The organism is Sessilibacter sp. MAH1 (assembly GCF_054658315.1).
Genome location: NZ_BAAGIC010000016.1, coordinates 20,747 through 47,572, shown reverse-complemented (window position 1 = coordinate 47,572; position 26,826 = coordinate 20,747). Strand labels below are relative to the sequence as shown.

At 39.1% G+C, this 26,826-nt stretch carries 19 protein-coding genes; 6 read left to right on the top strand and 13 right to left on the bottom strand.

Going from position 1 to position 26,826, the window contains the following annotated elements:
- Window positions 1-289: 289 nt before the first annotated feature.
- The 3 genes from ACYQ28_RS15125 to ACYQ28_RS15115 all read right to left on the bottom strand — a co-directional run bounded on the left by ACYQ28_RS15125 (window position 290) and on the right by ACYQ28_RS15115 (window position 5,586).
- Window positions 290-2,005, bottom strand: a complete 1,716-nt coding sequence (locus ACYQ28_RS15125; RefSeq protein WP_460051465.1) for a sigma 54-interacting transcriptional regulator — start codon at window positions 2,003-2,005, stop codon at window positions 290-292.
- Window positions 2,006-2,227: 222 nt separating this feature from the next.
- Window positions 2,228-3,451 (bottom strand): sensor histidine kinase, encoded by a 1,224-nt coding sequence (locus ACYQ28_RS15120; protein ID WP_460051463.1) that lies wholly within the window; start codon window positions 3,449-3,451, stop codon window positions 2,228-2,230.
- A 707-nt stretch (window positions 3,452-4,158) separates the two neighbouring features.
- Window positions 4,159-5,586, bottom strand: coding sequence for a sigma-54-dependent transcriptional regulator (locus tag ACYQ28_RS15115; protein ID WP_460051462.1), 1,428 nt, complete (start codon window positions 5,584-5,586; stop codon window positions 4,159-4,161).
- A 687-nt stretch (window positions 5,587-6,273) separates the two neighbouring features.
- Between ACYQ28_RS15115 and ACYQ28_RS15110 the strand changes: the two genes are divergently transcribed.
- Window positions 6,274-7,389, top strand: a complete 1,116-nt coding sequence (locus tag ACYQ28_RS15110; protein ID WP_460051460.1) for a hypothetical protein — start codon at window positions 6,274-6,276, stop codon at window positions 7,387-7,389.
- 231 nt (window positions 7,390-7,620) lie between these two features.
- On the opposite strand, the gene ACYQ28_RS15105 is transcribed toward ACYQ28_RS15110, so the two are convergent.
- From ACYQ28_RS15105 to ACYQ28_RS15070, 8 genes are all read right to left on the bottom strand, one after another.
- The gene (locus ACYQ28_RS15105) at window positions 7,621-7,926 is read right to left on the bottom strand and encodes a hypothetical protein (protein WP_460164723.1); all 306 of its coding nucleotides are present in this window, start codon (window positions 7,924-7,926) and stop codon (window positions 7,621-7,623) included.
- 17 nt (window positions 7,927-7,943) lie between these two features.
- Window positions 7,944-8,345 carry a flagellar export chaperone FliS gene (fliS, locus tag ACYQ28_RS15100; protein ID WP_460051457.1) on the bottom strand — a complete coding sequence of 134 codons (402 nt, stop codon included), beginning with the start codon at window positions 8,343-8,345 and terminating at the stop codon, window positions 7,944-7,946.
- A gap of 131 nt (window positions 8,346-8,476) precedes the next feature.
- Window positions 8,477-9,937 (bottom strand): flagellar filament capping protein FliD, encoded by a 1,461-nt coding sequence (gene fliD / locus ACYQ28_RS15095; RefSeq protein ID WP_460051455.1) that lies wholly within the window; start codon window positions 9,935-9,937, stop codon window positions 8,477-8,479.
- Between the two features lie 415 nt (window positions 9,938-10,352).
- Window positions 10,353-10,730, bottom strand: a complete 378-nt coding sequence (locus ACYQ28_RS15090; RefSeq protein WP_460051454.1) for a flagellar protein FlaG — start codon at window positions 10,728-10,730, stop codon at window positions 10,353-10,355.
- 51 nt (window positions 10,731-10,781) lie between these two features.
- Window positions 10,782-12,317: a flagellin gene (locus ACYQ28_RS15085; RefSeq protein ID WP_460051452.1), complete on the bottom strand. Its 1,536-nt coding sequence runs from the start codon at window positions 12,315-12,317 to the stop codon at window positions 10,782-10,784.
- A gap of 794 nt (window positions 12,318-13,111) precedes the next feature.
- Window positions 13,112-13,468 carry an energy transducer TonB gene (locus ACYQ28_RS15080; protein ID WP_460051450.1) on the bottom strand — a complete coding sequence of 119 codons (357 nt, stop codon included), beginning with the start codon at window positions 13,466-13,468 and terminating at the stop codon, window positions 13,112-13,114.
- Window positions 13,469-13,567: 99 nt separating this feature from the next.
- The gene (locus ACYQ28_RS15075; RefSeq protein WP_460051449.1) at window positions 13,568-14,290 is read right to left on the bottom strand and encodes a hypothetical protein; all 723 of its coding nucleotides are present in this window, start codon (window positions 14,288-14,290) and stop codon (window positions 13,568-13,570) included.
- 803 nt (window positions 14,291-15,093) lie between these two features.
- Window positions 15,094-16,626, bottom strand: a complete 1,533-nt coding sequence (locus ACYQ28_RS15070) for a flagellin (RefSeq protein WP_460051447.1) — start codon at window positions 16,624-16,626, stop codon at window positions 15,094-15,096.
- Between the two features lie 371 nt (window positions 16,627-16,997).
- Here ACYQ28_RS15070 and ACYQ28_RS15065 point away from each other — a divergent pair, with 371 nt between their 5' ends.
- From ACYQ28_RS15065 to ACYQ28_RS15045, 5 genes are all read left to right on the top strand, one after another.
- Window positions 16,998-18,644: a hypothetical protein gene (locus tag ACYQ28_RS15065; protein WP_460051446.1), complete on the top strand. Its 1,647-nt coding sequence runs from the start codon at window positions 16,998-17,000 to the stop codon at window positions 18,642-18,644.
- 219 nt (window positions 18,645-18,863) lie between these two features.
- On the top strand, window positions 18,864-20,786 hold the full coding sequence (locus ACYQ28_RS15060) for a methyl-accepting chemotaxis protein (protein ID WP_460051444.1): 1,923 nt from the start codon (window positions 18,864-18,866) through the stop codon (window positions 20,784-20,786).
- A 709-nt stretch (window positions 20,787-21,495) separates the two neighbouring features.
- Entirely contained in the window at window positions 21,496-22,185 is a 690-nt protein-coding gene (locus tag ACYQ28_RS15055; RefSeq protein WP_460051442.1) for a CatA-like O-acetyltransferase, read from the top strand.
- A gap of 145 nt (window positions 22,186-22,330) precedes the next feature.
- Window positions 22,331-23,044: an SDR family NAD(P)-dependent oxidoreductase gene (locus ACYQ28_RS15050; protein WP_460051440.1), complete on the top strand. Its 714-nt coding sequence runs from the start codon at window positions 22,331-22,333 to the stop codon at window positions 23,042-23,044.
- 645 nt (window positions 23,045-23,689) lie between these two features.
- On the top strand, window positions 23,690-24,202 hold the full coding sequence (locus ACYQ28_RS15045) for a hypothetical protein (protein ID WP_460051439.1): 513 nt from the start codon (window positions 23,690-23,692) through the stop codon (window positions 24,200-24,202).
- 239 nt (window positions 24,203-24,441) lie between these two features.
- On the opposite strand, the gene cysN is transcribed toward ACYQ28_RS15045, so the two are convergent.
- Complete coding sequence (gene cysN, locus ACYQ28_RS15040) at window positions 24,442-25,869, bottom strand: sulfate adenylyltransferase subunit CysN (RefSeq protein WP_460051437.1); 1,428 nt, start codon at window positions 25,867-25,869, stop codon at window positions 24,442-24,444.
- Window positions 25,869-26,780 (bottom strand): sulfate adenylyltransferase subunit CysD, encoded by a 912-nt coding sequence (cysD, locus tag ACYQ28_RS15035; protein WP_460051435.1) that lies wholly within the window; start codon window positions 26,778-26,780, stop codon window positions 25,869-25,871. Before cysD ends, cysN begins: the two co-directional genes overlap by 1 nt.
- Window positions 26,781-26,826 lie beyond the last annotated feature (46 nt).

Genomic DNA, 26,826 nt, shown 5'->3' with positions numbered 1-26,826 from the left:
GAACCCCTAAGTTAACGCATCCATGATTTAGTTAGAGGTTTCTGTAATTTAAACGGCTTGTTAAATATAGCAGGTGAACAAAATAAAGAATGGAATGGATACCTATCAGCTTAACCGAGAAACTTAAAAAATGTATCTATAAAGAACGTATCTATAAAGGCACTGTGTTTATAAAAGCACCGCGCTTTAGGGAGAAACCTCGGCAAGGCCCTATTTAATTAAACGTCAATTAACTCAAACCTCAATTAGCGTCATAAATACAATTTAATGTGTAAACTCAAAGTACGCTTTAAAGCTGTTCTTCAACAATTAATCCAACTTCACGAAATTTGGCAATTTTATACCTCAGTGTTCGCGGGCTAATTCCCAAACGCGCCGCGGCTCGCTTGCGGCTGCCACGCTCATCGCGAATGGTATCAACTATAAGCTCGAACTCGCGTTGCTTTAAATCGTTCCCCAGACTGCCTTTACCCATATCCGGTGTAGCTGGTGGTGTTTTTACGGTATCAACGGTGTCTAGATTAGCCTCACTAAACAGCTCAGAGACCGGCGAATACCGAACAGTGGGTGCACTTGAGGCGAATAGATTGGAATTCTGATCATCATGCCACAGTGGAGTTAACGACTGCGGTTGTGAGTGCGCAACAGTAGTTTCGTTTTGCATCCAACTCTCGAACACGTTTTCGTGGGAGCCGGAAACATTTGCTCGAAAACAATTTGTATTTTCATTCAAATTGGTTTTAGGGATAGTTATGGATGTAGTCATTACCTCAGGTGCTGAACTGTTTACTGTCGTGCTGGGTAGAGTATTATTTGAAGCGTCGCTGCAACTCAACGCCGATATCACCGGCAAGGCCATAGCTACGCCTTTTTCGTTTGGTAAGCCCAGATCACAAGCATTGATGGTAAGCCCTTCCTGTAAGATCAACGCTCGTTGTATTACGTTGTCTAATTCCCGAACATTTCCCGGCCAAGAATAGTTAATTAGACCTTGCTTTGCGTCTATCGATAAACGCACGCCATTTCGATGTTGTTTTCTTGCATGTTTGCGTAAAAGCTTTTCAGCCAAAGGCACTATGTCGTCACGTCGCTCGCGTAAAGGTAACCAAGACAACGGTAAAACGCTAAGACGGTAGTAGAGATCTTCGCGAAAGCGCCCCGCCTTCACTTCATCCAGCATAGTGCGGTTAGACGTCGCAATAACGCGTACATCCAGACGGATGGTTTTACGCCCACCCAAACGCTCAACTTCGCGCTCTTGTAACACACGTAATAGCTTTGCCTGTAGCGCCATATCCATTTCAGAAATTTCATCAAGTAAAATGGTACCGCCATTGGCCTGCTCAAATTTACCGGGCATACTGGCCGTAGCACCGGTAAATGCACCCTTCTCGTGGCCGAATAGAATAGACTCCAGCATGGTTTCAGGAATGGCGGCACAATTGATTGCCACAAAGGGCCCTTGGCTACGGTTAGAACAGTCGTGAACATAACGCGCTAAAACTTCTTTACCGGTTCCCGATTCGCCTAAAATTAACGCCGTGGAATCCGACTTTGCAACGCGTTTTGCTAACTCCAACAATTGTAAACTGGAGTTCGCCACCGCAACCGGTGCATTTTTAAATTCTTCAGAAATACCTCCGGTATAGCGTTGTACCAGTTCTTGCAAAAGTGCCGGTTCAAAGGGTTTTACAAGGTAATCAACCGCGCCTTCTTGCATCGCCTTTACCGATTGATGAATGGTACCGTAGGCGGTCATCAATACTACGGGAATGTGCGGGAAACGTTCTTTGGAAATTTTTAGCAGTTCGTAGCCATCAAGATTAGGCATGTTTACATCCGATACAACAATGCCAATATCATTACGCGATTGCAAAACTTGCAGGGCTTGATTACCGTCGGCAACCGCTTCAACCTCTAGATTGGCTATTTCTAATGTATCGACAATAGCTTCTCTTAAAGAAGGATCATCTTCTGCAACTAAGACTCGTAATTTAGATTTCATAGGACACTACTCACTGGCCAAAAATCATCAAATTGTTAACGCCACTTGAGAGATGAATAACTCAAAGACATCAATAACCAAAAGATTTTGCGTTAAATTAATTACCCGAATTTTTTGTATATAGCTTTTAGAATCCGTTGATTAGCTCATTTATGATTTAATCAGCGGACAGAAATTGACAATACGATGTCCAACTTCTTCATAATTTTAATCACCTACCGTTCATGAAATTGGCAGCGTGATAACTGCCTCTACTCCCGGATTAGCGTTTTTCAAAATAAACTGCCCACCGTGAGCTTTAACCAGTGTACGTACAACGGCCAAACCCAACCCAGTGCCTTGGGGCTTGGTGGTAACAAAAGGCTCGTCGATGCGGGCGAGAACTTCAGGCGTTATTCCAGGCCCAAAATCTCGAAAGACAATATTTAAAACACCTGAGTTATTTAAATGAATTAACATCTCTAAGCGAGTGCAATTTTTTGACTGTTTTTTTGAATCAAGCTCGTGTTCAATGGCTTGAATAGAATTATTAACAATATTAAGAAAAGCATTAATTAAAGCATCTTTATTGCAACGAATAAAATGAGGAGTAAATTCTTGCGCATTTGTTTTATAGACAATATCTAAGGTAAAACCACTGGCTGTAAGCGGTACTTCAGCGGCTTCATAAAATTCGTTGATAAACTGTTGTACCGAAATACGATCCGTTAAAGGTAAATCCCCTTTAACGAACAGCAACATATCTTGAATTTGTTTTTCTAAATGGCGTAAACGCGATCTTAACTTTTCTGCAAATTTCTTCCGAACGGATAACGTTTGTTGCGTTGCGAGATCATTTTCGTCATTTGAAGAATATTTAAGATCTTCACACAAATGACCGGAATACAATAACGCGGCCGATAAAGGTGTTCGTAGTTGATGAGCTAATGCAGAAACCATTTTTCCCAGAGAAGATAAACGCTTCTGATGACTAAGCTGATCTTGCAGTTTTCGAGTTTCGGTTAAATCGGACAACAAAATAATTTGCCCTTCTTGGCCGCCACTTAAACCTTTGGTCGATACCGAAATTCGTCGTCCCTGTTTTGTTGATATTTCATGACCGTCATCGAATCGACGAACAAAACAATCCGTCATAACTTCACGCCAAAGTCGGTGTAACAAGGGTATACCCAATAAAAACTCTGCGGCCTCATTCGCGTAAATAATCTTGCCCTGTTCGTTCAATACCAATACCGCAGCAGGGACCTTTTCAAGAATTAAATCGAAAGGAATATGAGACCGTGTTAATGTGTTGTTAAGATCATTTTTAACGTTTACTTTTTCAAACGATTTTAGAGAATCAAAGGCAACGACGCTATTTTTAGCGATTAACGCATTGAAGATTGCAGCTTTTTTATCGGATACGGTGACATTTTTTTCTGCACCCAAGATCGCATTAAAAACCATAGCATACACCCTTTAATTTCCGTCAAAAAATCATGTAAATAAGGTTAAACGTTTTATACACATAGAATAATGCAACCTTAATACCAAAATTTTTTTCATAGTTTTCAAGGTGTTACAAAAGACGTGGTGTCAAATAATCGACCCATTTTAATGAACGTGCAGGAGTATTTGTCGGTCATACTGAAAAATCATAGTAATAGAATTCAAAAAATTTATTCATACTATTCATATAATGCACAAATTCTCGAATTTAACGTTTTTCAAAAACCGCATTTACTAGGAAACTCTGATTAACCTAGAGTTGCTCGCAACACAAGGATGTGTCGCCAACGTCAAGAACAGTAAATGATTGAAGTTGTGAAAAAATTGAGAATCGCATTGTCAATGTATGTCTTCCGATTAAATCATGAATGATTTAATCAGAGGTTCCATTAGTTAACATCAATATAAAAATGGCTAAGAGATTGCTCTAGGAATCGTTAGGTTAATGGCGGTTTGCGATGAATTATTGAGAGAGGACTCGAAGTAACAGACTTTACAGAGTACACGAATTCAGTAACACCTGATTTTGGTGCCACCCTAGATGTTTACATAATCATGAGTTTATACACGTTCACTTATATAAAAAAAGCCTTTTAAAAAGGCTAATAGAGGAAGCTTTTAAAGAATGACTCTTTAAAGGAGGAGCGACAAATAGCCGTCGAAATTTAAACTCGATGCAAACCGTACTTACGCATTTTCTCTACCAAAGTAGTTCGTCGTATTGCCAAACGTGATGCGGCTCTAGCAACAACACCTCCGCAATCGTCTAATGCTTGTTGAATTAAATTACGCTCTAAATTGGTTAAATATTCTTTAAGGTCAATTCCATCATCGGGCAACAAGGTGGTATCACCCATTTTTACCATGGTGGTCTTAGCGTCGATGTCGTCGGTATCGGGTTCGAACTCTTCATCAATATCAACATGACGATATTTTTCAGGCAGGTCTTGAGCGCCAATAACACCGTAGGGATGCACAATTGCCATACGTTCAACTAAATTCGCCAACTCTCTTACATTACCAGGCCAAAGATGACGAGATAGCGAGAATATTGCTGCCGAATTAAATCGAATGGAACCGCGCTTTTCGCTCTCTAACCGAGCCACCAATTCATTAATCAAGATTGGTATATCTTCGCAGCGTTCGCTCAAAGAAGGCATTTCAATGGGGAAAACGTTTAATCGATAAAACAAATCTTCACGAAAAGTACCGTCTTCTATCATTTGTTCAAGATTGCGATGCGTAGCCGCAATAACTCTGACATTGGTCGGTTGAGGACGATTAGATCCTACGCGTTCGAATACTTTTTCTTGCAGTACTCTGAGTAATTTTACTTGCATGTTCAACGGCATATCGCCGATTTCATCTAAGAATAATGTGCCGCCCTCAGCCAACTCGAATCTTCCCGCGCGCGAATTAATGGCGCCGGTAAATGCGCCCTTCTCGTGCCCAAACAATTCACTTTCTAATAATTCCGCTGGAATAGCGCCACAATTAACTGGCACGAAAGGACCATTTCTACGTGCAGAACCGTAGTGAAGATTACGTGCTACAACTTCTTTACCCGTACCGGATTCTCCGGTTATTAACACGCTAACTTCTTTATCGGCAACCTGAGTCATGGCTTCGCGAACATGAACAATTTTACGACTGGTACCGACCAAACTTCTGAATAAATGCACAGGGCGCTTTTGATTAATGCTACCGTGGGTTTTCGCTTCGCGGTATCGCTGTGCGCGGTGCAAAGTGTCCATTAAGGTGGCGTAAGACGGTGGCATTGAAAGTTGACCAATAACCGATTCACGTTGCAATAATTCAAGATCGATAGATTCATTTCTCGACATTAGGATAAACGGTAAAGATTTATCCCAATTTAGAACCTCGTCAATTAATCCATCTACAGAACAATTTACATCGCCAATAATGACGGCAACAAAATCTTGAGACTCAAATTGTGTATCGTGAATTACCTGTTTCCAGCTATCAGAGTTATAGACAACCGCAGGCTCACCCATAAAATCGAGTACAATTTTTAGATCGTGCTGCCTTTGCTGATTATCGTCTATCACTAAAACTTTTAATTCTGCCCACATATTAACAACCTAGCTATACACCTTGATATTTCAATCCGATATCAATATCAAACGATTATTGGTAAATGAGATCAATTATTACCTGCAAATTATTAATACAACTTCAGTATAATATTAGCAATTAATAATGGATTTTCGTTTTACGTTAATTGCATTCTCATCGTTGATAAAAAGATATAAACCGCGCAAATATAATAAGTCGTCAAAATCTTGGTTATTTGCCCAGCCAATACTCCGTCTATACTTAAAAAAAATTAGACTAGGTTAAAATCAAAGTCAATTTATTGTCTGGTGAAGGTGAAAGAAAACTGACAAATAAGAACGCACTTATGCAGATCGTTAGAAAATTTCACAGTAAAAATTTAAAAAAGCTACGTTTTATAGAACTAAAGCGCCTTTTTAAATTATGCGAATGCTTATCAAACAGATAGAAACGCCTATATTCAACAATTTTTGTAAGTTATTTTTACCTCAATACCGAAATCATCTGAAGCCATATAAGAGAATTTGAAGATGAATTTTACGGGATTTTACAATTAAGCGGATATGATTTCTCAAGACCCTACAGTGTCGTTAGTCGGTTTAAAAAACTATTGAATTCGGTAAGAAATGAATCAAATGCACCCTTTCGCAATTGTTAGTAAAAAACTCACAACGTTAACGTATCTGCTAACGGCTACTTGTTTGATGGCAACTATCTCCTGTACTCATACCATGGTTTCATCCGTTGAAATTGATCCTAGAAATTCATCAGATGATGAAATTAAGGGGATTGATAATTCAGAAATGATGCTGAAACAAGAAGATTCGGCAATGGATTCCATGAAACCTATTTCCGATGGTTCCAATGAAAAAGTTGTGGGATTACCAGATCAAGATCACTTAATGAGTGATTCAATAGAACTTGAGTCCCAAATGCAGGAAAATACAAAAACCGACAATGCAATGGCTCCGCAAAATTCGTGCAAAAACGCCATTAATGAGCGTGTAAATAAGAAAGTTTCTGTTTTAGGTTTTAGTATTCAATCGCCTGCCAATGCCGTAGATTTATCGCCACTACACACATTGTTACCGAAAGAGTTAACCGGTAAATTATCCGAGTTAAATAGCTCGGTTGCTATTGATAGCACTACAACTCAACTACCCGGAAAATCTCATAGACAGGGTTTTGCAATCGCATTAAAAGATTTGCAGCTGAAAGATAACAGTCAATATTCTGTTATTGGTAATATTGTAAGTACCGCTTACAACACAGATGAGTCTATTTTCGACAAATTGAAAAACAAACAAATTCCCTGGAAACAAATTCGCGGTCAAAAACCACGAATTTTTTCCATCAGCTTAGCCGTTATTGATAACTTTACCGGACTTGAAGTTGCGCACAAAAAATTCTCTGGCAGTGCCTACGACAGCACCAGCCTTAAAAATAAACCTCAAGCCTTCTCAGCGGCTTTTTACGATACAGACTATGGTCAGGTTGTTTCTGAGATTGTTACACAAGCTGCGCGCTGGATTAATGACTCATTGCTGTGCTTACCCACGAAAGCACGCATCACTCAAATCAGTAATAATGGGGTAACGCTCAATATTGGTCGCGATGTTAATGTTGAAACAGGTATGATTTTTAAAGTAGATAGCCGAGGCGAACAAAGTTTACCGGATTTTATACAGCAAACTGATCCACACAACGGTGCGGAGATTGTGATAACGCAAGTATATGAGAATCAGTCTTTTGCGAGATACATCGAAAACTTGGCAAACTTTCAGGTCTACATTAACGACCAAGCACAACTGATTCGTTAATTGCTTAACCCTTACTTTTCACGAAATCCTAATCAATCCGGAATTTCAAACAATACAAAAAACATTTCACCAACTTCAAGAACCGTAAGTTAATGACATAAGTTAATGACGATAAATTAATGACAATAAAATGAAAACAGAAATTGCGCAGGCAACTTCTGCTGCGTGACTCGTTCACGAACTAACTGATCGAAGGTTCTTTTAGTTGTTTTGAGATTAATGATTTTGAAATTAATAGTTTTGAGCCAGGTAGGCTTGATGTACTTTTTTCTCTAAACCTAGAGAATGAATTTTATCTTGAACATCAACCTTTTGTTGTTCAAGAAAATAAATAACACGTCGGTACATTCTAACAATTCTTTCAATTTTAAGCGCAACACTTTGAAATTCAATTGCTCTTAATTCAACACACACTTGAACCAATTCATTTATTTGACGATCAAGATTATCGAATGCACTACTGTCTTCTTGCTCTAAGGCCATATCCAAACCCATCGCCAATTTGGATAAGCTGTTTTCTATTTCGATCAATGTCATTGTTTTATTCATAATGATTATTTGTGCTCTTCAATTGCTTTAAGATCTAATCCATTCCAACCATCACGAATAACGCGCATTAAATCTGTGGCTTCATCGCATTTTTTTAAATCGTTATTAAGATTTGCCGAAATTAAAAGATGCGTCATGTATTCATATAAGTCATCTAAATTTGTCGCTACTTTACCGCCTTTTTCAAAATCAAGGGCCGCGCGTAAACCCGCTAATATATCAATCGCCTTAGATATTCGATTGCCCTTCATTTCTATCTTGTTGTTTAAAATTGCTACACGGGCCTGAGCTACGCGCTCTAAAAAGCCTAATAACAACAGATCAATAAGTTTATGAGGTGACGCATCAGTAACGGATGTATGCAAACTTACCTGATTGTACTGACTTAACGCATGATTTTGATTCATAATATTTCCTCGCCTGCTCCTGTTAGATATCGACAAAAGCAAAAGGGACTTGAGCCTAATATATTTTATTCGCAATATTTTACATACTGAATCCTATGATTAACTCCGCCACGATTTAATCAAAGGGCCTGTTAGTTATCTCTGCGATTATTTATAGGAGTATTTTGTAATGAGCTGGTTAAAAAGCTTAAGGTATTATTGAGCTGGCCCACTAGGGCATCTGTCGCTCGATATTGAGCGAATAATCGCTCTTGCGTTAATTCAATTCGTCTTTCTAATGCTTCTCGCTGGTCATCAATACCGTTAAGCGTATTTTGCAAACTGTCTCTTCGTAACTGTAGTATACCGCTGGAACCTGTGTACCCATCCAAAGACTCCGATAGACGATTCGATAATCCGTTATCACCCGAAAACAAATTAGCAATCGCATCAAAATCTGTCGAAAATGCATTGTTTAAACGGGTGTTATCAATGGTTAACCGCCCTTCTTGATCGGTTGATACACCAATATTTACTAAAAACTGTAAACCTTGGGGATTGTCAGAAACACCGGTAGAAAATTGGCTTCGTATATTAGAAAGCAAACCTCTTACCGTTGAGTCGCCGGTTAAGGCTCCGGTTACGTTACCGGTATTACCATCATTTACGACAACAACGGTGAGTTGTTCTACGACGTCTAAAAAGCTGTTATAGACATTCACAAAATTTTCGATCGCACCGCGTGCACTGGCGGTGTCATTGCCAACCGTTAAATTGATCGTATCTCCGCTGGCAAAATCATCGGCATTTTGAGCGTCTAATAAATTGAAGGTGACGCCTTCAATGGCATTTTCAAAGGTATTGTTTGAACCCGTAATTCTCAGTCCATCAATGTAGGCAATAGCATTTTGTGCGGAATCTAATTCTCGGCCATCTTGCACCACTCCGCCATCACCGGTGGTTTCGATATCGGTAGGATCATAAACAAGCTGAGACAAGCCCACAGACGCATCTCTGTTATCGCCGTCATTATCGTTTACCGTTAAAGAAATGGTGTTATCTAAACCGGTCTCATTACTGGTTAATACTAATCGCGCCCCGGTTTCGTCGTTAATAATGGAGGCCGTTACACCAAGATTATTTTCCGATTCATTAATAGCGTTACGGATTTGTTGCAGTGTGTTGTTGTTTTCATCAATGTCGATACTGAACGATTCCGAGCCCAAATAAATGTTTAAGGTTCCGGTGCCAACCTCGGTACCGGCGGTTGCAACGGCTTGAGTTGCAATTTTTTGAGCCGTGGCTATTTGCTCAATTTGGATTTGATAACTTCCGGCCTGGGCACTTTCATCGGCGGTAGCACTGATTAAGCTACGATCACCAATACTCACCGATCGCCCTCGAAATAAAGACTCATCGGATAGATCATCGACAGCATCTAAGAAAGCGGTTAATGCCGAGTTTAATTGACCCACCGCCGACAATTCTTCGGTAACATTTGACTCTAGGCGATTTAATCGTCCTTCTGTTGGTGCACGCTCTGCATCGACAATCGCGCCAACAATGGCATCGATATCAAGCCCTGATCCAATACCGTTAAATGTGATGGTCATTAAAAATCCGCCGTATACACGTTAGATGAAAACTGTTTAAAAATCACAACTCTGCAAGTGTTAAAAATTCTGGATGCTTAACTACTGGAGCTATTTATCCTTCGATGATTATGCACAGTTATTGTTATTGATTAGCAAGAATATCGGCTAATTATTGCCGCACTTAAGTTTTTGGTTAGACCACTATTTTCTAGAAATCAAGATAAACGCAAATAGTAAGCCTAAGCGTTGTGAAAGTGCCAATGCGTAAAAATATTAAGTAAAAAACCGGTAAACAGAAGATGAGTTACATCGAATTTAAGTAACAAAAAAACAGGGCCATACATGCGATAGAGAAATACATCAGATAAATATAGTCTAGTAAAAACTAATATAATAAGCGCAACAACACTCTGTGAAGTTAAATCTTAAAAATTTAAACCTTCACAGAGGGAAGTAAACTTCTTGTCTCAGATATGCGTTCTGCTATTTGCAAAGCTTCATCCGAAGGAATTTTACGAATTAATTCACCAGTTTCAGAGTCGGTAACCTCTACCACAACACGGCCAGTTTCATTTTGTAAACTAAACGATAGATTTCTGCGAATCGATTGCGAGAACTCGTTTAAATTTGAAACCGCTTCGCGAATATTCTCAGAAACACTAGGCTCGGTATTTTCTTGTTCAACCCGCACAGCGCGAATCTGTTCTTGCGGAACGCGATCAGAGATTGCCACTTCTGCTCTGGTATTATTGCGTGAAGCTGAAGGGCTGGCGGCTGTGGGGCGAATATTTTGTACGCTGTTAATATCCATTTTTCACCCTCTATATTATCGGCGGAGTAAACCCCGCCGATAAATCACGTTTTAACCTAGAAGACTCAATACAGCCTGTGGAAGCTGGTTAGCCTGCGCTAGCACCGAAGTACCGGCCTGTTGCAAAATTTGCTGACGTGTTAATTCAGCAGTTTCAGCCGCAAAATCGGTGTCTCTAATTCGGCTTCGTGCTGCAGAAACGTTCTCAGAAATATTTTGCAAGTTGGCAATGGTATTTTCGAATCGGTTTTGCACCGCACCTAACTGCGCTCGCTGGGAGTCAATATTGGCAATAGCACCATCGACTACAGCAATAGCATCCTGTGCACCACTGGCGCTGGTAATATCGATGCCTTCAACGCTTTGTAAAACACCAATTGACGAGCTGGTAATTTCGGCAATGTTAGTGCCCCCAACAGTAAACGGCTCACTGGAATCGAAGGTAATAGTACCTACTGCTTCGAACGCGTTTGCAGTGGCATCGACAGTTTGGTTAGCTGTGCCGATAGTACCGTCTGCGTTTACCGCGGTTAATACAATGCTCGAACTGTTGTTAGCACCGGCTCCGTTAACTTCGGTGAAGTTTTGAATTTCAATATTATCGCCATCTTGAGCCGACAAAATTAAATTTCCGTTTTCATCGAGTGCCGCAGAAATACCGTTACTACCCGAATCTGCGTTAATCGCATCACGGAGGTTTTCTAAATCTTGCGCTACGTCACCGCTGGCCGTTAAGGTAACCGCAGTTGTAGTTGAACTGGTTCCGCCGTCACCATTATTAGTACCAATGGTGAATGTTACCGAGTCCGCTGTACCGTTCGCAGTATCGGTTGATAACACAAAATCACCCGCGTTAATTGCCACTTGAGTAATGGCCCGCGCAGAGACACCGGTGGTATCACCCAGTGCGTTAATAGCATCAGCAACCTCGCCTGCGGTATCTGTATTTGACGTTGTAAAACTACCGGTACCAAATGCACCTGTAATTGTAACGGTAGCGCCATCGGTAAACTGTGTACCACCCACCGAGTTAGATACGCTACCTGCGGTTGTACCCGCCGATTGCACACGGTAGTTACCCAAACGTTCGGCAGAGGCATTTGTTAAAGAAACCTCAATGGTTTGGTTTGCATTGGCACCCACTTGGAAAGAGGCTGTACCAAATGTACCATCAAGAACTGTTCGACCACCAAACGTTGTCGCATCGGCGATACGTGTTAATTCTTGTTGTAACTGATTCACTTCTTCTTGTAACGCTTGACGTTCAGACGATGAGTTACTGCCGTTAGCAGATTGCAAGGCCAGGTCACGAATACGTTGTAAAATATCCGTGGATTGTTGCAACGCACCTTCAGCAACTTGCGCCAAAGAAATACCATCGTTCGCATTTCGAGAGGCAATGTTTAGCCCATTAATTTGCGAAGTTAGTCGGTCTGAAATTTGCAAACCTGCAGCATCGTCGGCAGCACTATTAATTCTAAAGCCCGTAGAGAGGCGTTGTAGAGAGACATTAAGTGCTGACGTCGAGCTATTCAAGTTGCGTTGCGTATTTAAAGACGCAACGTTTGTATTGACTGTTAATGTCATTTGAATGACTCCTGGCCCTCTAACGGGGCTAATTGACTGTGAGATAAGATTGTGCACTAAGGCTATCGGCCGATAGCGTAAAAACTTTAAAAATGAAAATTTTTAGGGGAGGTACCGGTTTGTCTAGCGTTTAAGCAAACTCGGTGGAGTAAAAAGAAGAGAACTTAAGAACAGTTAGAGATAGATAAATTAAAAACGTAAAAATTGAGCTCTATGAGAGTATTAACAATCATAGAACGGCAAATACCTGACCTGCCGCGCATTAGCTTTTGCATATGCTTACTTTTATATTAGCGGCCAATTTGGGTTTGTAAACTAAAAAGCGGCAAAAAATCACCGACCGAGTTCACGCAAGTATCATTTTCAAACTCTAGCCTCTGATTAAATCAAAGATGAATTAACCAAAAGGTTCTAAAAGCTACTACAAAGACTTGAAAAATTAGAAGCCTCTAATAACAAGAAAAGCTTTATTAGCGGTCGTCATTTATAGTGGTTAATTAATCAGCGTGACATATTAAAAATACACGGCATTTGGTTGCCAGAAATGCAAGTATAAGGTAACGGAAGTTCTGATTTACCTGGAATTCACTTGGACACAAGAATATATCGCTAAGATAAAGCACTGAGAGTGCTTAAAATTATGAAGGAAGTAGAAATCGCATTTTCAAGATCTACTCTCTGATTAAATCACAAATGATTTAATCAGAGAGTAATATAAATGCACAGATTTAAACAAAGTCGATACTGTATTTAATCTTGATACAACCAATCTAAGTTGGCCGTTAGGCATTTCGTTACTTAGCAATCAAAAACTCAACCAATGCCTTTGTTTTGGTTTCTTGACCCAAAGAGCCTGGCTTATATACCCACTTATTTACCGCATTTAATGCAGCTTCATTAAAACCAGACTCAGGGCTTGCCTCTAAAATCTTTGAAGAAACGACTTTACCATCTTCAGCGACTTCTACTTCTATTAGTACCCAACCTTCTATACCGCGATTAAGAAGGTCTTTAGGATAAAACGGAGCTACTTTAATCAACGGCTTTTGGGTAATTTGCTGGTAAGGAGCATCTACAGGAGCAGACGTGATTGGCGTCGCGCCACAACCCATTAAAATTGAAACCAATATGCATAAAACTGTGTATCTCACAAAAACTGCTAAAAATTTAACACTAAATAAACGTGTATATTATCACGGAGTTTATTGTTGACTACATGAAATTTAGAAAACATGCTCAAAATATATACATTAAAATTTTCGCGCATATTTTAAATGATACAACTCACGGTATTTCGCAACTTCGCACTCATCCCATTCTAAAATCCCCCATTGAACAGGTTTTTTAGTATCAGCATGAACAAAAGTATCAAACGCAATGGGATTAGGGAATTGTTTCGAATCGACGAACCCCAGCTTACCGTATATTTTCTTTGTTGCAGAATTTTTTACATCGTATAATCCGAAAACTTTTTTGGCACCCTCACTCAGTACATATTCCGCAGCAGATGCAAATAACAAGGGTGTCGCCTTCTTATAATATCGTTTATCTAGGCAATAGGTATTCATATCCATAGCCAAATCATCGCACATATATTCATACTGCTTACCATGCTCTGTTGTTCCGGCTTCAAACGGAAATACCAACTCATCTGACCGTTTATTAACCCGCAAAGTAGTAGCAACAACATTATTTATTTCTACGTAAAAATAAATTCCACTCTCATGGTATTTTTTATCTATTTCTTCGCTGTAACCTTCATAGCCAGCATTATGCAAACGATCTTTATGCAGTCCGCGAAGATATGAAGCAAGTGCGAAGGTTTCATCATTTACCGGAATTTTATAACAAGCATACCCATCAAACTCGGTTACTAAATATCTATTATCACTCAACAGTTTCATGTAAACGCTCGCAATAAATGAATTAAAAAATAAAGGAAACGCTGATTGATCCAGATTTTCCAGCGACATAAGGATGTGTCATCATTTTTAAGAGCAGTAAGAAATTGAAATTGTGAAACAATTGTAAATTATATTTTCAATAACTGTTTCCTGATTAAATCACGAATCAATTAATCAGCGAAACCTAAAAGTACTTCTGTTTAAAATGTTCCATAAAATTAACAGAGAAATCATTTTTTTCAGTGCACAAATCAGCAACTATCAAAAAAACACGACAATATTATTAACACGATAAATACTGCGACAACCCCCAAATACCTCTGTACATGAAACACATCAAATATGAGTCTATTAAATCGTAACTTGAGGGAAATAGTCTACGGATATCGACTGTTCTCTATGAATCCGTGATACTTACATGATTTTTGTTCTAAACAATCCAACTCTATAAAAGAGAAAAGAACAAAAATAGATTTTAACCCTAGTTCTACTGACAAATTTTTAGAACGAATAATTCAAACCGACGTAAACTATCACGATTTAAGCTTCCGTTATTTAGAAGAAGAAACAAACTGCTTACGAACACAATTTTTAGAATTGATTTATTAATTCTCAACGAAACAAAAGCATATCTATATTCTGAGATAATAAGTACCGTGTCTAAATAAAGCTAACTGAAAAACTGTTAATATAAATTTTAAGAACATCTGAATCATGTTTAAGAAATTCTGATTAAATCATGGGTGAGTTAATCAGAGCTTCCTTTAAGTCAAACAATCAATTTACAGTTTTAAATGTTTCCGCAAAAAAAAGGCCGCTCAATGGCGGCCAAGATCGTGAGATTGCAGAGATTAAAGAACCTATTTTTATTGTTATCCACCCAACAAGCTGAGGACTGCTTGGGGAATTTGGTTTGCCTGCGCAAGAATTGTGGTGCCAGCTTGTTGTAGAATTTGGCTTCTTGTTAATTGCGCGGTCTCTGCGGCAAAGTCTGTGTCTCTAATTCGGCTACGTGCAGCCGATACGTTTTCAACAATGTTATTTAAGTTGGCAATGGTGTTTTCAAACCGGTTTTGCACCGCACCTAAAATCGCCCTTTGACTATCGATGGACGATATTGCCCCATCGACAATGGCGATGGCATCTTGCGCTCCATCGGCGGTGGTAACATCAATATCTGCAACTGTTTGTAAAACCCCAATGGTCGCCGCCGTAATTTCTCCAATGTTGGTACCGCTAAGCGTGAAGGGTTCATTGGAGTCAAACGTAACTGTACCAATCGCCTCAAAGGTATTTGAGGTTGCACCGGATAAGGCGACGTTTGCGGTACTAATGGTATCATCGGGTAATACAACACTGAATGTTACCGACGAATCGTTTGCGCTATTGTTGCCGTCAATTTCGGTAAAACCCGTAATCTGAATATTGTCGCCGTCTTTTGCAGTAACAATTAAATTACCGGTTTCGTCAATTTGTGCCGACAAACCATTGGTACCCGAATCTGCGTTAATCGCATCACGAAGATTTTCTAAATCTTGCGCGGCATCGCCGGTTGCGGTTAACACAATATCGGTTGTGTTAGCAACGCCGTCACCATTATTGGTTCCAATCGAGAAACTTACCGAATCGGCAACTCCGTTGGCGCCATCAAAGGCTATAGATATGTCGCTTGCGTTAACGGCAATTCTATTAATTGCACTAGCACTAACTCCGGTTGATTGCGTAGATGCATTAATGGCATCGGCAATGTCTCCGGCGGTATCGGTTGTTTCTACCGTAAAGGTCGAAATACCAAACGGGCCAACAACACCTACTGTACCCGCGGTAAAGTTAGCACCGCCAATGGCATTACTAATACTTCCCGCTACCGTCCCTTCGCTATCAACTCGATAATTACCAAGTCTAGAAGATGACGCATTGGTTAATGTTACTTCGATGGTTTGGTTTGCTTCGGCACCCACTTGGAATGACGAGGTTCCAAAAGTGCCGTCTAGAATTCTTCGACCACCAAATGTAGTGGTGTCAGCAATGCGAGTGAGCTCTTGTTTAAGCTGATTAACTTCTTCTTGCAGCGCTTGGCGTTCACCGGCGGAGTTACTACCGTTAGCCGATTGCAATGCAAGATCACGAATACGTTGTAAAATATCCGTTGACTGTTGCAATGCGCCCTCTGCAACTTGAGATAAAGAAATACCATCACTGGCATTTCTTGCGGCAACGGTTAAACCGTTTACCTGTGATGTTAAGCGGTTTGAAATTTGTAAACCGGCTGCATCATCACGAGCGCTATTGATACGAAATCCTGTTGATAAACGTTGTAAAGCTACGTTTAGGTCACCAGAAGATTGGTTTAAATTACGCTGAGTATTCAGCGAAGCGATATTGGTATTTACAGTTAAAGTCATGGTTCTACTCCTAGCCCCCTAGGGGATTAAGATCCTCGTTACAATCATTCACAACCGGGACATCGGCTCTAAAAAATTTTACTTTAGGGAGGAATTTGTAGAAAAAGATTATTTTTTGCTCACCGACCGAAATTAATTTTCATTAATAGAATTTAATTATGATCAAATTGGTTTTCTATCGAAAATTAATTGCTCAAGTTTTTAAATTTACGTCGAGCGATTTAAGAAACCATTTGTGTGCTTTTACGTGTATTTTAGAAAAGCTGGAGAAAAATTACCGTCGAAGCTAGGTTTCTACACCTAAATTTAGACTGGCTAAATAATTGCTCTGTTGCCTTTATTAATAATTTATCAATAAATCAAGGCTAAAGATGATTGAGCAACTGCAAAAAGCGGTAGAAAGCGGCAACACAGCGGAAATGCGGCAAATTATTGCCGCTTTGAGTGAAAAAAATCACTCCGTTGTAGTATTAATCCCGCTTATTAATATCTGTATGAAAGAGCAGCAATTTGATTTGGCTCTTAAAATTTTTAAGCAGGCTATTCAGCAAAATCTACATCCGAAGCAAATCGTACGACTTTTAAATGAAGAATTTTTCAAAGGGCATTCCCGTTTAGCCATCGATTTTTTAACCATCGCCTACAATGAACTTCCAAATAATAACGTTATTTGTGAATATTATGTAGACCGCCTGATGTCGCTTGAGCATTACACTCAAGCAGAAGATGTATTAAGTCAGATTATACAACAACGTCCTGAGCCTATTTATCTGGCTAAGCTGAGCGAATGTTATTACCGTCAAGCAAAATTGCATGAGGCAAAAGCAACCGCTTTAATCGTGCAACAAATGTGTCCGCACTTGGCAAAAAGTTATATCAATTTAGCAGTAGTTGAAAAAGCGCTTGGTAACTTGAGTACCACGGCGCAACTGCTGCAAAAAGCTATAGAGATCGAACCGGATAATTTTTACGCGCACATAAATTTTGCGCATTTAGCACTCTTGTCTCATGAATTTGAGCTTGGTTGGCAAGAATACGAGTATCGCTGGCAGGATAGTCATTGTATTCAATTGGATTTACCACTACCCAGCTGGAACGGTGAGCAAGAGGGACATTTGTTATTGTGGGCCGATCAAGGATTGGGTGATCAAATCATGTTTCTGAATTTAATGGCTAAATTGCAGACCGAAATCACGCTAAAAATAGATCCTAGATTAAGAACATTAATTGAACCACTATTGCACGAACGGGTTCACTTTATAACTGATGAATACCAAGGTGATTACAGTGAATTTGATTTCTGCATATCGCTTGGATCACTCGGTCGATACCTTGTGCGTAGCATTGACGATATACAACCACAAGCGATCTTAGCCAAAGTACCTCATAGCATAAATTCGAAAGCTCAATTAGAAAGCGAACTTAAAGCAAAAATTTACCACTTCTTTGATATAAATGATGACGCCGAGCAACCTCTTTTTATTGGCATCAGTTGGCGTGGCGGAAACTACCGGACAAATGCGTTAGGAAGAAATATACCGCTAGAAATACTCTCGGATTTACTGGAAGCATTTGTTGGAGATCAATCTATAAAGTTCATTAATCTTCAATACGATGCAACAAGTGACGAAATAGAATTGCTTGCAAAGAAAGGTGTCTATACACCCGATTTTGATTTAAAAAATGACTTGGTTCATCTATCCATACTAATGACTTCATTTTTAACCAAGTTTATCAGCGTAGATAATTCAATCGTGCATTTAGCTGGCGCTCTGGGTGTTAACACCGATTTATTACTGTCATCTTTAGCCGATTGGCGCTGGTTTTACGAGTCCGACTGTTGTCGATGGTATGAGTCAGTGAGAATCTGTAGAAACCTGCCACTTATCGGTTGTAACTCTTTTGACTGCTTAAATTCAGAAAATCAAACATTATCGAATCAACAAAAAATAGCATTAACACAATTAAAACATGACTTTTATGCGTTAATATTGGATGTAAAAAATATCCATCAATAACTATTGAAAATCCAATATTACTTCATAGTTTCCTAACTCTTCTAAAAATACGCAGTTAATGATTATCTCTTTGTACAGACATAACGGATTAAATCAAAGTTAATTAGATCACGGACGCTTATATTATAAACATTTTTAATAACAGCAGTTTTGTTAAAGTGCGTAAATCGTAGATCGCTAACTATATTGCATGTGATACAGACAAACTTGAGATTAACAATGTCTATTCAAAAAAAGTTTATAACGGCGCTGACTATTGCTACCTTAATTATAGGTTTGTTATTGATAGTGTTTTCTTGGGAGAACGAGGTTTCTAAAACCGAAAAATTCGTTGCGGATCTTGAGCAAGACATTTTACACGATATTCGCACCGTATTAGATATAACCAACTCAATTATGTCTGAACGTGTCGCTAGCAGTATGAAACTGCTAAAAGAACGCGGCGCTGAACTTGGCGCTGCTAGATCTGGTGAAGAGGTAAATGTTTCAGGAACTCCGTCTACCAACTTGTACCTTGGTAATAGACCCATCGCCAATAATTACGATCTCGTGGATGGATTGACAGACATAATGGGAGGCACTGCGACCATCTTCAGCAAACGTGGTGAAGATTTTATTCGTATTTCAACCAACGTCATGAAAGATAACGCTCGTGCTACGGGCACAAAATTAGCCGAAAATAGTAAAGCAATGACGGCTATTAAAGCAGGTCAGACCTATTACGGTGAAGTCGATATTTTGGGTAAACCTTATTTGACGGCATACGAACCCTTAAAAAATATATTTAACGAAACTATTGGTATATGGTATGTCGGTTATTCGGCGAATCTTGGCGCTATGAATAACGCCATAGAAAGCACACGCATATTGGAAAATGGCTTTGCCGCGTTAAGAGACGCTAAAGATACAGTCACTATCTCTTCGTCAAACGTCACAAATGATCAGGTACAACAAATTATATCAAACCAGTCCACTGAATATAACCTCAAAATAATACCGTATGAACCTTGGGGCTACGACATTATTGTTGCAACAAAAAAATCCGATATCCGTTCAAGAGCATTTGATGCCGCCATCGTAACGATTATAGAAATCATTGGTGTGCTTACCGTTATTATTACCGTTGTGATGTTTTTAACGTCGAATTTGGTCAGTAAACCCTTGAGATCACAAATTAAAGCCATCAAAAATCTTGCCGATGGCGGTGGTGATTTAACCGTACGATTTGCGTCAACACGCCAAGACGAAATTGGTGTTATGGCGAAAGAGTTTGATCGACTTCTGGCCAGCTTACAGTCAACCATGAAAGAAGTAAGTGATCAAACCCGTGCGGTATCGGCAACATCTGAGAGCCTCACTGAATATTCCAGTAATATGTCAGCTGTTCAAGATGAACAAAATGAGAAGACCAAATTACTGGCTTCAGCGGTGCATCAGCTTTCGATATCAGCAAATCAGGTTGCGGAGAATACCGAGGGCGCTAAGAAAATTACTGAAGGAGCCTACGGCAACGTTAAAGTGGGTTCTGATTCATTACGTCAAACTTCTCAAAAAATTAGGCAACAGGCTCGTAACATTGAAGAATCCGAAGCTGTAGTATCAAAATTAGCGGAACAAAGTACGAATATTTCAACGGTATTGGATGTTATTCGAAACATTGCCGAGCAGACCAATCTTCTTGCTTTAAATGCTGCCATTGAAGCTGCACGAGCTGGCGAACAAGGACGCGGCTTCGCCGTAGTTGCCGACGAGGTGCGTTCGTTGGCGAGTAGAACGCAGGCTTCTACTCAAGAAATTAACGACATGATTCAGAAACTACAACAACAAGGGAAACACGCTACCGATTTAATGCAGGAAAATCGTCAACAGGCAGCTCAAAATGCAGAATTAACCGAAGAAGTTAGTAAGAATTTTATAAATGTACTGAGCTCAATGGAACAAATAAATCAATTAAATTCCGAAATTGCCCAGGCAGCCGACGAACAAAAAACTGTGTCCCACGATATATCTCACAATGTTGAAATCATACACTCTTCAGCCGCCCGAAATAATGAAATTGCGCAATCAACACAGTATGCCTGCAATGATTTATTTGGCGCTATTTCTCAATTGAAAAATCTGATAGAGCGGTACAAACTGTAAAATAACTATTAGATGCCGAACGCTAGCATTAACCCCTAGTTGCTGTAGGTTTAATTTGTATCTGATATAACGCGCGTTTAGAACACTATTTTACAAAGTTCATAAATAATCTATTTAAAATTTTTCGATATTGGAAACTATAGGAAGCTCTGATTAACTCATCCATGATTTAATCAGAGCACAGAAATTGAAAATGCGATTTCCAATTTCTTCACAATTTCAATCACTTACGGTTCTTGAAATTGGCGACACATCCTTGTGTCGCTGGAAACTCTAGGTTAATCAGAGTTTCCAATAAATTCTTTAGAACATAACTAATGTCGAAAAATGGGTACCGCACTTAACGGTCTATTATAGATTCAATTAGAGTCACCTAAAGAACAACAGTTATTTCATTATCTGTTAACGAAAGCATTTTTTTAAAACCTTGCCTAATTATTTATTCTTTTAGAGAAAGAACCCCATCAAAAACCCTTCTAAACAATAATTTATCATTATTAAAAGATCGTATATTGTCGATAAAATCACAGTACTGACGATCAATAGATGACAAGAAAAGCGCGCAAACAAATAAAATCTTGTCGCATTTTTTGATAGTGTATTTGATGTAAACCTCTTTCAAAAATATACCTTTATCACTAATATACCGTTCATTAATGATTATCAGTCAGCGATACTCATTCTATCGGTAATCAAAAGGAAATATAGATTGAACACTAGAGAAGTCATCACTACCCTACCCGAAAAAAGGTTAGTCGATTTAAATACCTATAAGCGTAGAGAATTGCTTGAAGTATTTTTGCAATACGATGTCCCTTTTCTGAGTGCAACCGTAGAAGTTGATATTACAACAGTAAGGGAATGCGCCAAAAATAACGATCTTAATTTGTTTACCTGCCTACTTTATTGCCTGACAAAAACGGTGAATAGCATACCCGAATTAAAGCATCGCTATATAAATAATCACCTTTACGAATTTGACTACATAGAACCAGGGTATACAGTATCGCAAGCTGATGGAACTTTTAGCTTTTGCGATTCTAAATATGTTTCACGCTTCGAACGTTTTCATCAAACTATTTTAAACGATATAGCTCAAGCCAAAGAAAGTCCCGATACCGGCGTTAAAGACAAATCTCATATGTTTTTTGTTTCTAACATTCCTTGGATTTCATTTACACATTTTCAGCAACCGTTTTTTCGCCCCTATGGGTTCAATCCGGTGGTTACTATTGGTAAACATATTGATCGTGATGGCAGACGTTATGCCCCCGTTGCTTTGCAATGCCATCACGGCACCGTCGACGGATTGCATATTGGTTTGTTTTTTAACCGTTTAGAAGCCTGTATTTCTCAATTTGAACAGCTTATAGACAATGTTGAGCCAGTATTCGACTGAAAAACACCAACTGCGTGCATTTAGTTGTAACTCGTTAACGATTTGGCTCTTACATCTTTTTAATCCCAGCTAAGAAGTTGAAGCCAACTTCTTAGACGTTTACACTGCTGCGAACTATTTTTGTGAACATAATTCGGAGTATTTTGTGAACCCAGCTAATAACAGCAAACTCGTCGTAATCAGTGGTGGTTCTAAAGGTATAGGTCGTGCCTTAGTGGATAAATTCTACAATGCAGGCTTTACCATCGCGACCTGCTCTAGAAACATCAACGAACTAGAATCGTTGAAATCTGAATTAGATTTAGAAAAACGTTTGCATATATTTCAGGCTGATCTCGCCAATAAAAGCGATGTTTGCGCTTTTGCAGATTATGTTTTGAGCTTAAACCTGCCAATTCAGGTATTAATCAACAACGCGGGTAAATTTTTACCCGGCGAAGTTCATTTAGAAGAAGAAGGCGTGTTGGAATCGCAAATAGAAACTAACTTATATTCCGCCTATTATTTAACACGTCATTTAATCGAAAATATCAAATCTCAAAAAAGTAGCCATATTTTCAATGTATGCTCTATTGCCTCATTAATAGCCTATGCAAATGGCGGCTCGTATACCATCAGTAAATTCGCACTGTATGGTTTTTCAAAAGCTTTAAGAGAAGAGATGAAAAACCATCATGTAAAAGTAACATCTGTCTTACCGGGAGCAACCCTAACCAGCAGCTGGGACGGTGTTGATATTCCAGAAGAAAGATTTATACCCGCAGAAGACGTGGCCGCATTAATGTTTAATTGCTTTGAAGTCAGTGACAGAACCGTTGTTGAAGATTTACTTATTAGGCCACAACTGGGCGACATCTAGCATTTATACATTTTGCTAAAATCTGCCTAATTGCTTAGAAAATTGAATCAAGTAAAAGAGTAATCACTAAATACAAATTATATTAGCGATTACTCTTTCATCGTTTTTTGTAAATCCAAGATATTTAGCCTCTCGTTAGTGATCATTTTTATAACTTTAAAAAGATAGTATTTTTCTACTCACAATTTTTATCAATAGACTTTTTATAATCCCACCACAATAAAAACCGTGTAAATTTTTAATTTAGTCAAATATTGACAGATCTCCTCATTGCTTCGCTCCTATTAATCCGGAATACAATTTTTGATTGACATAATTACTACATTTAAAAAATTAAACTTAATAACGAGCTTGAACATCCGAAATTCATTCAATTAAAAAGTCAATACAAGTACTAACACTTTGGTGTTAAATTCTTTAGAAAAAATATGTAAAGTTAGAACAGCAAAGGAAAACAGCTATTTATTTTTCTTTAAATAAAAATTATTTACTTTTTATAAAAATAATACACTTAAATAAGTTACTTATTTGGCGCGAAAATCATCCTATACAAATAATTTTTAGAGCGACTTTTATAATTTTGAGATAGAATTCACACCTCCTTATTTTTACCAATCCATTTGCAGACAATAAAGGAATACCTGCATGAAATTTACTTCATACTCTTTAATTTTGTCATTTTTTGTTGCACTTTCAGGCTGCGCCACTATTGTTGGTGAATCGACTCAAACACTACCAATTATGAGTTCACCAGATGGTGCATCTATTGTTATTACCGACGAGAAAGGCGCTGAAATTTTTAAAGGCACTACTCCTACTACAGTAACACTAGAGAAAAGTGATGGTTCATACTGGGGTGGAAAATCATTCAACTTAGTATTATCAAAAGACGGCTATGACACCGTTGAGATTCCAGTAAAAACTTCTGCTAACGGTTGGTACATTGGCGGTAATATTTTATTCGGCGGTTTAATTGGATGGTTTATTGTTGATCCACTAAATGGCAACATGTACACATTGTCTGCGAAAGAAATTAACACTACTTTATCTAAAAGCGCTTCAGCCAACGCTACTAAATTTAACGAAAACATTTCTATTGTTATGTTAGACGAAGTACCTGAAGAATTACGCTCTAAACTGGTAAAAGTATCTAAATAAGTTTACTTAGTTAGTTCAGGTGGCGGAAATTTCTGCCACCGAATTCTAGTATGTTATCTGTATATCTTCTCATAAAACCCATCTAGATTTTCCCATCCTAACGTTTAGCCACTCCAATAGTCTTTTTAAAGGTTTCATCAAAATAAAACTGTAATAGCATCCTATCAAGTACTATAAAAGTTGAAATTCAGGCATAAAAAAGGCCTCTATAAAAGAGGCCTTTTTAAAATAATACTCGATTATTTTTTGAAGCTACTTAAGTCCAACGCATTCCAGTGTGGGAAATGTTTGCGAACCAGAGCATTTAACTCAAGTTCAAATTCAGAGAATTGACTGTTACTTAAAGAAGATTCATCTTCGCTTAACGCTTCGGTTACCATACCGGCGCCAACGGTGATATTGGTCAGGCGATCAATAATAATAAAAGCACCAGTTGCACGATTAATATTGTATGGATCGATAGCCACATCGGAGTTTAGCGAAACCTCTGCCAAGGCAATATCGTTTAACTCTAATTGTTGTGCTTCACGAGTTTCTTGTGTGTTCACGTCAATCAAATGAGCGATGGAATTAACTTGGCCGATGACTGCCTTACTAGCGAACTTAAATTCGTATTGTTTTTTGGGTGTAAGATTTTGCTCAGACATCCATACAATGTGTGCATTTAAGTGATTTGTTTTTGAGACTTTATTATCGTCCGCATGAACAATCATATCGCCGCGACTAATATCAATTTCATCGGCTAATGTAAGGGTAACAGCTTGATCAACGAAAGCTAAATCCAGATTACCGTCAAAGGTAACAATGCTTTTAACAGTGCTGGTTTTGCCGGAAGGTAAGGTTTTAATCTTATCGCCAACACGAACGACACCGGATGCAACTGTGCCACAAAAACCGCGAAAATCTAAATTCGGACGATTAACGTATTGCACCGGAAAACGGAAATCTTCGGTGTTTTTATCTTCTGCAATTTCTACAGTTTCGAGAATTTGCATCAACGTTTGGCCTTTATACCAAGGCGTGTGTTCGCTGACGTTTACAACATTGTCGCCATCTAGCGCCGAAATAGGCACGCAGCGAATATCTTGTAAACCTAGGTCTTCGGCAAAAGGTACGTAGGCTTTTTGAATTTCGTTGAAACGCTCTTCGCTGAATTCAACTAAGTCCATTTTATTAATAGCAACAACAATGTGTTTAATGCCTAACAAAGATGCAATATAACTGTGGCGACGAGTTTGCGTCATCACGCCATGACGGGCATCAATTAAAATAATGGCAAGGTCACAGGTAGAAGCACCTGTTGCCATGTTGCGGGTATATTGCTCATGCCCCGGAGTATCGGCAATGATGAATTTACGTTTTTCAGTTGAGAAATAACGATAAGCAACATCAATCGTAATACCCTGCTCGCGTTCAGCGGCCAAACCATCAACCAGTAATGCAAGGTCAATTTTGCCGCCTGTGGTACCGTGTTTTTGGGTATCGGACTGAATAGCCGCTAGCTGATCTTCATAGATCATCTTTGAGTCGTGAAGAAGTCGGCCAATTAAGGTGCTTTTGCCGTCATCAACACTGCCGCAGGTTAAAAAGCGTAACAGCTCTTTATGTTCATGCTGCTCTAAATAAGCATTAATATCGGTAGCGATTAAATCTGACTGGTGTGACATTAGAAATACCCCTCTTGCTTTTTCTTCTCCATGGAACCTGAACTGTCGTGATCAATAACTCGACCTTGACGTTCCGAGGTAGTGGTAAGCAGCATTTCTTGGATAATTTCAGGTAATGTTGTTGCTTCTGATTCGACAGCACCGGTTAATGGATAGCAACCTAGGGTACGGAATCGAACCATTTTTTCTTGGATTTCTTCGCCATCTTCGATTGGCATACGATCATCATCAACCATGATCAACGTGCCATCGCGCTCGACAACTGGACGCTTCGCGGCAAAATAAAGCGGTACAAGCGGAATACTTTCTAAGTGAATGTATTGCCAGATATCAAGTTCGGTCCAGTTTGACAGCGGGAAAACTCGAATGCTTTCGCCCTTGTTAACTCGACCGTTATAAATATTCCAAAGTTCAGGACGCTGATTTTTCGGGTCCCAACGGTGGTTTTTATCGCGGAAAGAATAAACGCGCTCTTTAGCACGGGATTTTTCTTCATCTCGGCGAGCGCCCCCAAAGGCGGCATCAAAACCGTATTTATCAAGCGCTTGTTTTAACGCAGCGGTCTTCATGATGTCGGTGTGTTTGGCACTGCCGTGAGTAAATGGACCAACACCCATATCCACACCTTCTTGGTTGGTGTGAACAATTAAGTCCCAACCCAATTTTTCCGCCATTTCGTCGCGGAAGGTAATCATTTCTTTAAACTTCCACGTGGTATCAACGTGCATTAAAGGAAATGGTGGCTTACCTGGGTAGAATGCTTTTTGAGCAAGATGCAACATTACGGCAGAATCTTTACCGATGGAGTAAAGCATTACTGGATTGTCGAATTCTGCAGCAACTTCACGAATGATGTGAATACTCTCAGCTTCCAACTGCTTTAGGTGGGTGAGATTGAAATCTATGGTCATGGGTAGGTTTATCCCGGTTTATCTCTCTATTGCGGTATGGATTAAC